Source organism: Labrys sp. KB_33_2, assembly GCF_052114505.1.
In the GTDB taxonomy this organism is placed as follows: Bacteria; Pseudomonadota; Alphaproteobacteria; order Rhizobiales; family Labraceae; genus Labrys.
This window is the reverse complement of the sequence record NZ_JBFREW010000045.1, coordinates 1-7,755: the sequence shown is the minus strand read 5'-3', so window position 1 is coordinate 7,755 and position 7,755 is coordinate 1. Positions and strand designations below refer to the sequence as shown.

Annotated in this window: 5 protein-coding genes and 1 tRNA gene; 2 read left to right on the top strand and 4 right to left on the bottom strand. The window is 56.8% G+C overall.

Going from position 1 to position 7,755, the window contains the following annotated elements; translation table 11 throughout:
* On the top strand, nucleotides 1-133 hold a 133-nt coding region (locus tag AB4037_RS34245; protein ID WP_441774612.1), incomplete at its 5' end, for a transposase domain-containing protein.
* A 302-nt stretch (nucleotides 134-435) separates the two neighbouring features.
* Here AB4037_RS34245 and AB4037_RS34240 read toward each other — a convergent pair.
* On the bottom strand, nucleotides 436-4,182 hold the full coding sequence (locus AB4037_RS34240; protein ID WP_441774611.1) for a hypothetical protein: 3,747 nt from the start codon (nucleotides 4,180-4,182) through the stop codon (nucleotides 436-438).
* 709 nt (nucleotides 4,183-4,891) lie between these two features.
* Between AB4037_RS34240 and AB4037_RS34235 the strand changes: the two genes are divergently transcribed.
* Nucleotides 4,892-5,731: a competence protein CoiA gene (locus tag AB4037_RS34235; protein ID WP_441774610.1), complete on the top strand. Its 840-nt coding sequence runs from the start codon at nucleotides 4,892-4,894 to the stop codon at nucleotides 5,729-5,731.
* Nucleotides 5,732-5,749: 18 nt separating this feature from the next.
* Here the strand turns inward: AB4037_RS34235 and AB4037_RS34230 are convergent, their stop codons facing one another.
* From AB4037_RS34230 to AB4037_RS34220, 3 genes are all read right to left on the bottom strand, one after another.
* Nucleotides 5,750-6,934 (bottom strand): DUF3644 domain-containing protein, encoded by a 1,185-nt coding sequence (locus AB4037_RS34230; RefSeq protein WP_441774609.1) that lies wholly within the window; start codon nucleotides 6,932-6,934, stop codon nucleotides 5,750-5,752.
* A gap of 102 nt (nucleotides 6,935-7,036) precedes the next feature.
* On the bottom strand, nucleotides 7,037-7,492 hold the full coding sequence (locus AB4037_RS34225; RefSeq protein WP_441774608.1) for an ATP-binding protein: 456 nt from the start codon (nucleotides 7,490-7,492) through the stop codon (nucleotides 7,037-7,039).
* 112 nt (nucleotides 7,493-7,604) lie between these two features.
* Nucleotides 7,605-7,681 (bottom strand) — tRNA-Met (locus AB4037_RS34220).
* Nucleotides 7,682-7,755 lie beyond the last annotated feature (74 nt).

Sequence of the window (7,755 nt, the reverse complement as noted above, 5' to 3'; positions counted from 1 at the left end):
CGGCAACGTCGATCCCCAGGCCTATCTCCTCCACACCATCTCCAGGATCGTCAACGCTCATCCCAACAGCCGTATCGATGAGCTCATGCCATGGGCATATGCCGAGGCAGAAAAACTGCGCGACGTGGCCTGAAAACGACGCTTACGTCGACAGCACGCCCGTGCACGTCGCAGAGCCAGATGCCGTTATCGGCGGCCCCGCGCTCGTCAGAGGTCATCTGCGGGTCGTAGCGGGGACCGCCCGGTGCAGCAGCGCAGATGTGCGAGGCTTGGCCGATATTGATTTCACCCGCGCCATCGGACGTGGCGGCGTGGGTCAAACGGCGGCATGCCGGATTGGAGCAATGGCCGCGCGCTTGCCGCTCAATGGCTCGTTTGGTCGCAGGCGAAAACTCGTCTCTGTTCTTACTCTTGGCCATTGCCGGCTTGCTCGGACTAGGTCGCTTGGATACGCTCGGGCAGTTGTCCTTCGACTGGAATACTGTCGATGTCGGCAGACATCAAAAGCAGAGACACATATCCCGCTGCCTCGGCGATATTGCTGGAAGTTCCGCCGATCGCAGCCTGCGCTTCTGCGGCGAAATCAACATCCCCGGTTCGCAGGTGCTCAATAAATTCCGACGCAGCCGTTTGCAGGCCCACATCAAAATCATGGAGTCGCCTGGTCAGTTCATCGTGTTTGCCAGCAAAATCTATATCCAAAGTTCGGCGGGCAGCGATTTCTTCTTCTGGACGTGTCTCAGTTCCAAGGCCTTTTTGATCCATTGCGCCAAGTTCGCTGGCCAAGCTCGTTACCTCCCCAAACAAGACCACCATAGCAGACGGAGCTTGCCGCAATCCGAGTTCTTCAGCCCAACGGGCCGCGTCTTGAGCGTTGGGAAGGAGAGTCTGGTAACCAGACCTCGCCAGCGCCGGAAATGCGACACCGTTGATAGAAGGCATGATCGTCAGGTGGATCGACCAGTCAACCAATGACCTTACAAGCTCAGCTTGCTCAGCGAGCGCGACCACCGCACCTGGGATGTCAGACGCAGGCAGCATCGCTAGAACATCTACCGGAGGCCACGGGAGAATACCTTTGGCATTAGCACGTAGATGGAAATCCGCGACGACCCCTTCTTCCTCTGCCGAACGTTCAATTTCCGCCTTACGCTGAGCTATTCGTACTTCCCCCGCGGCTTTGGCCGAGAGGGATACGAGCCGGAGGGCGTTGCCCGCCCGTGCATCTTTGCCGCGCTGAGCCCAAGTTATCGCTGGTGCTTCCTTTCTTTCATGGGCTTCCCCAGCCAGCAATCGCAATGCCTCGAAGAGCGACTTGAGTCGTGTAAGCATTGACAGCGGCCGACCACCGATAAGTTGCCAAGGCTCTTCGGCAACGGCAATGTCAACATCAGCAACGAGATCACTCAACCAGGAAATGTATGCGCCAGCTTGATCGGGCAACTTCGCGAACCGCATGACGAGATTGACGGTCGCGCTGTGTAGGAGGTTCTGAAATTTTGTGACGGCGGAGTTTGTCTCACCGCTTCCAGAGCCTGATGCGCTTAGTGACGAAACAGCAGGAGGTGTCAACGCTTCAGTTTCTGCATTGAGTGAATTTAAGGCTTCGAATAGGCTAGTGGGTGCTTTCTTCCCTCGAAAATGCGCCTCGAAAATCTTCTCCAACGTCGGCACAAGGGCCTCTAGTATGGCTACGCCTCTTACGAGATAGTCGCCATAGCTCGGAGCAGCCACGCGGCGAGAAATCAGATCGCCCCATCTCCTATTCCATTGAGGAACTGAAGGTGGCGGGAGATTTTTGCGAGGAATCTGCTTTGTCGCGAGCGGAAACTGGACGAGGCCAGCTAATTCACCACTTGCGGTAATTGCGTTGGACACCGCAATGTCGGCCGATGGGCACAGAGCCAAAATCAACTCGCACAGTTTTACAACCGCGTTATGCGGATTTTCTTGAATAGAGCCGGCGACGTACCAAAGGTCGCAACGGACCATTGCTCCGTCGTCCCCTTCTTCGATCGCTACAGGTCCGGCCCAAGCCGTCTCTGCCTGAACCCGTGCGAGCAGTACGTCTTGTCCGACCTCGGCGACCCAGTGTGTAGCAATCGCACGATCTAGGGCGGCGAGAGTGCCCATCACCGAGCCCACAAGATGTAGATCTGCGGTCAAGAGGCCTTCTGGTACCCGCATTAGGCTGGTCCGAATCGCGTTAGGCAAAGGCATTCCGACCAAGGCCGCGAAAATCTCATTGAGGCTCGCCAGATCGGCTGTCTCGATCAGAACAGACAAGGCGGAAGGTGACATGCGTTCTATCAACAGGTGACGAGGATCATCTTTCGGAGAACCCTTAATCTGCGAAAGTCGGTCAACTGCGGCCTGAACCTCCGGGAGGAAGTTGAGATTCGACAGATCGATACCGGCGATCCCGAACAGTGCGGCGCTCCCGATCTGCGTTCGTGGCAGCGCACGAGCTTCGGGAGTGTCTAGCCATTCGTCCACGCCCGAGGAAACTCGGCCTGAACCCAGACCCCGGAGCACTGATGCCAATGCGTACGCATCTGGATCGTCCTCCAAACGAACAATCAAACTATCGAGGACCGCGGCGACCGTCAGGCGTCGCACCGATAACGTGTCGGCAACCAAGAGCTCGAGATCGGCGGCGGTCACGCTTGCAACCGCCCATTTGAAACTCGTTTCGAGCGTCGGCAATGCCGTCTCGTGCGTCAATCGCAACAATTCTTCGGATCGAAGTTGATGTAGCCCGGTAACCGCGCCTGGAGCAGGTGAACGAACCAAATGTTCCTGGATGAGGCGCTGTAAAGCGCGTGACAGATTGGCGTCACTGACCGAGAGCGTTCGCGCTAATCGCGACGCATCGACTTCAGCATTTGCCGCGCCCGCCCAAGCGCCGGATCGCAAAACATCGAGTTCAAGGGAACGCTTCGGATCTGAAATCCTAGCCGCGACCTGATCGGCGAGGAGTTCATGCATCCGTTGTCTGCGGGTCAGGATATGGACATATTCGAGAAGAAGGCCATCGCTCATCTTCCACGGCTCGCGCCAACCCGCCCAGTGCGTCATTCCGGTTTCGCGAAGTTCCTCCCAGAGGCGTTCAGCGAGTTCATCATCGGGATCGGCGCGTATTTCCGCGGCACGGGCACGCTCAGCAATCAGCGTTACGTCTTCTTCCCGGATCGAACCGAGCAGGACGACGCCGGGAACGGACGTTGCTTCTTTGATCAAGGCGCCCCAGCTTTCCGGCCCGTTTCGGCCGATATCATCCATGACGAAGCCCAGAGGACTATCTTCCGAAGCGCGGAACGTGCGGATCAATTGGCGCAGAGATGGAATGTCCGCCGAACTCAGACGGCGGATTCGAAACCACCGCACGGTATGGCGCAGCGCGTTGGCGGCTTCCCACATCAAAGCGGATTTGCCGGCCCCAGATGGGCCGACGATCAACGCGGCCCGACGTTGTTCAATACCTTCAATCAATGTCGATCTGCTTCGGGGCCGCTCGGATACCAGACCCGCCGCGATGTGGCCGGGTTCTACATCGACCCCGAGATAGAAGTTCGGATCGTTGAGGGGGGTGAGGAAATCGACCGGTTCGCAGACGCCATCCCTGAGGGCGTGCTCGATCGCGTCAACGTCGATAGCGGCCAAGACATCGCGGATTGAGATTTCCGTGTCAGAGATCGAAAGGCCACGATAGTTCTCGGACACCAACCGGCCGTTGGCGTCTGCCAAGGCGCCTACGCGAACAAGAAGTTCGGCAAAGCACATCTGGGCCGCGATCGGGGCGCAGCTTAGGCGGTCCACGATCAGATTGATCGCCCATTCCTGCGGTGAGGTCGCCACGATGATCGATGTTCTCGGAAGAATATCTGGAGCCCCACTGAACTTTGAGAGTCTGGCGTTGATCTGACCTTCGATCGAACGGGCTGTGGGTTGATCTTCAAGGGGACTGAGGCCCGCCACCTCCCGTTCAAGAACGAGCTCCAGTTGCTCTGGCTGCGGTGCGGAGTCGAGCGACCGGTTCCATAGATCTTCTATGTGCCCGGCTATCTCCCCTTCCGTATAGTTCCCGAGGTGCTCACGCCGACTCTTAACCTGGACAAAGCTCGTTGCTGCGCCACGCAGTTCAATATCGTCACCACCTTCCGGGATCACGATAGCGGGCACTCGCTTACCAGCCCATATTTCCACTGCCAACCAAGCGGACACGGCGTCCTGATAACGAAAGCCTCGACCGGCGTTTGACCCTGCTCTAGACGCGGCCTTGACTGGTTTAGACGACGGCTGTGGGTAGCGGCACCGCTCTATACTTTTTGCTGTTTTAGCCACGTACACCTCTCACAAATTCCCTTGCCGCTGCTGCGGGCCGACAAGGCTTACGTCATTTTACCTCATCATGCGCGCTGGCGTGTGATTGTTGTATTCAATCCGCTGATTCTCAGAGTTGATCTTGATCATTTTCGTTATTCAACAGATCACGCACTGTATAGTAATCAGTGAGAGACGATTTTCAGCCAACCTCCAGGAAGCCTGCCAGCGTGCAGTGCGCTCGCTTCAACATGAAATTGTCGGGCAATAGCGTAGAATCGGGGGTTCGCTATACCGCATGGTGCTGTGCGGAGACGGGCGGGAATATCGGGCTGTGGGGGGTAATTGGCGGGGTTGGTGGGCAGAGCCCGACGAAGATGAGAGCTATGGGATCTACATAACCCTTTGATGATTATGTAGATACTCGATATTAAGTGACTTTCGGCGGTGTTTGGGTGGCGAACGGCGGCCAAATCGGACGTTCGGTGGGGCATCTTCCGCTTTTCACCCTGATTGCCGCGGTTCAGTCGCTCCCTGGAGCTGGATCTGTGAGCCTAGGAGCGGCACCATGCAATACTCTCTAGTAAACGGAAACCGGCGCGAAACCTTTGTGGGCGGACGGGGCCTTTGTCCTACCTGCGGCGCAGCGATGATTGCCAAGTGCGGGCCGTGCATCCTGCACCACTGGGCTCATGCCGGCTGGCGGAACTGCGACCCGTGGTGGGAGAGTGAAACCGAGTGGCATCGGGCATGGAAAAATCTCTTCCCCGAGTCCTGCCGGGAGATTTCGCACGTCGCGCCTGACGGCGAGATCCACCGCGCGGATATAAAGACGCCAACAGGGATCGTCATCGAGGTCCAGCATTCGGCGATGACTGACGCCGAGCGGCAGTCGCGTGAAAACTTCTATGGCAATCTCGTTTGGGTGATAGACGGACGCGGATTCCGGGACAACTTCGACATCTACCATCTGCTTCCCGCCCCGGAGTCCGAGATTGCGCAGGACCTAGTGTGGTGTAAGGCAAGCCGACCCATGCAGGGCGCGGGGCGTGGCCTGTTCTTCCGTCTGTCGGAGGGGCAGGCGGAATTTCCGGATGAAACGATCACCAAGGCGACGATGCGGGGCGGTATCTACCACGGCATCCATGAAATCGAAGCAGATGTAGCGCAGGCCTACCGCGGCCATCACCAATATGACTGGGTGCGGCCGCGTCGCACTTGGCTAGACACTGCCTGCCCAGTCTACATCGACTTCGGTGACGATCGCCTCGTGCGGCTCGACATCTATGACGAGTCCGGCTTGCGCTGCATCCGTCTCATCTCGAAGCGCAAGTTCGTGCATGACGTCATGGTCGAAAGCGACAGTCGCGCGATCGCGACGCGATTTTACCCCATCGGGCGCGGCTGAAAAGGATTATCAGTTCATTTATGCCTTAGGTGGCCTTGCCCAACCTTCGTTCAATTTCTCTAGAACTTTCTCAAGCCAGCCTTCGTACCAGTACCAGGCATTGGCAACCTGCACGCCATATCCTTTGCCCAGACTACGTGCATCGAGCTGTTCTGAAAGTTTTGTATGATCGTACATGTTGAAAGCCGGAAATCCGGCTTCGCGAACCTTCGAGACGATCTGTGACGGGAGGAACTTCGGACGTTCCACTTCCTTAAGGAGCACCCGTTCGGCAGCCTCAGCCTCGGGGGAACCCGCCTTAATGAACTCCACTGCTAGATCGGCCTTCGACGCTTTGCCGGAAAGCTTCGGAACAAAGGCGACGCGATATCGGAACTTTGGATCTTTCTGCTCCTCGTCAGTGAGCCCATTGTGAAAATTGTCCATGGCCGTAGCGACGTTCGCGGGAAGGTCTGCACCGATTAGGGCCTTGCGCTGCGCGCCATCGAAGGTCACGAATTGCAAAGCTATCGGGAGGCGCTTTTCCAGCGCGAACTGACGCCCGAAGATGTCCTTGATCGCATCGTTAAAATTGATGCAGCAGGCTTGGAGCTTTGAGCTGAGGGCGTCGTCGATTCGATTTGTGGACCTGTGCTCGATCTCGTTGCGGACATCGATCAGAAACTTCAAATTGTTTACTACCCCAGCATCCAGTGGACACGAGCCAGTCGTGATACACTGGCTGAGTTCCCAATATTTCTCGGCTCCGCTTGGAGTGCGCTCCACTACACCCGCCCGCTTATGGCGATAGTCGATTCCTTCACGCTTGTAGTAGGCGTGAAGAAGATAGGTCCAAGCGATGACGATGGTTACAATGAACAACTCGGCCCGAAAATGCAGGCCCGCGCTGTTGAATGTATGAACCGCTGCAATCATCGCTTCGCGCGCCTTGATCAGCAACTCGTCGCCCTGGAGATCAAGGCCGGTGTCCGGATCAACGCTCGGCCAAGCGTCGAGGAAAGCGTCAAGTTCATCATCGGTGGCAGCCTTGATCGCCTTGTGTTTGGCGCCATCTCGTATCTCGGAAATGCGCGCGTGATTGATCGAACGCGTCGGTCGCGAGAAATAAGCTTGGATATCTTGCGGAACGAATTTACGCGTCAGCATAGTTTTTACTAACGCAACTTCCCACTTCTCAAGAGTATTTCCTGGTCTTCTTGCCATGAGTGCCCCTCCAAGCCTCAGCTATACCATTGCCGGAAGCAGACCGCATCGCCAATCGTTCAACGATGGGCGACGGTATCGGGCCTTTGACGCGTATATTGTTCAGCTATTGCGAGATTGCCCACGCAAACATGCGATCGCCGAAGTGATCGCAGCATCATCCGGTTTGGCCGATCCCCACTCCTTCCAGAAATCCCGCGTCGCGCTATCCGGTGCCACTTTAGGCATGTCGAGCTTGATCCGCGTCGGCAACAAAACCGCGTCACCCAACAACAGCGCCTCACCCGTATCACGCAACGGCAAGATGCTCGTTAGCCCAGCCAACGAATCCGGCATTAGGCGCTTGATGACGCCCTGATCGGTCTCGTTCGTCAGGCGCAAAGCCAAGAAATTATTGCACTGGCTGAGAATCGTCCGGCTGACATCCGAGGGGCGCTGGCTCACCACCAACAGCGAGAAGCCGTATTTGCGGCCCTCTTTGGCGATCCGCTCGAATGATCCGAGGGCCTGGCGCTGGACCGCATCAGCGTCATCGCGAATCGGAAGATAGAGGTGCACCGGGAGAGATTCGAACTTCTATGTCGCAGCAATCTCGTTGCTAGAAGCGTGTTACGAACACAAATACCGCCCTGACGTTCATATCAGGACGGTAATTGATTTATGATAAAATTGGTTGCGGGGGCAGGATTTGAACCTGCGGCCTTCAGGTTATGAGCCTGACGAGCTACCGGGCTGCTCCACCCCGCGGCAGGTAATTTACATGGTATTCGAGATTTTTGCTTTGCAGGCCTGGCAACGACCTACTCTCCCAGGTCTTGTTG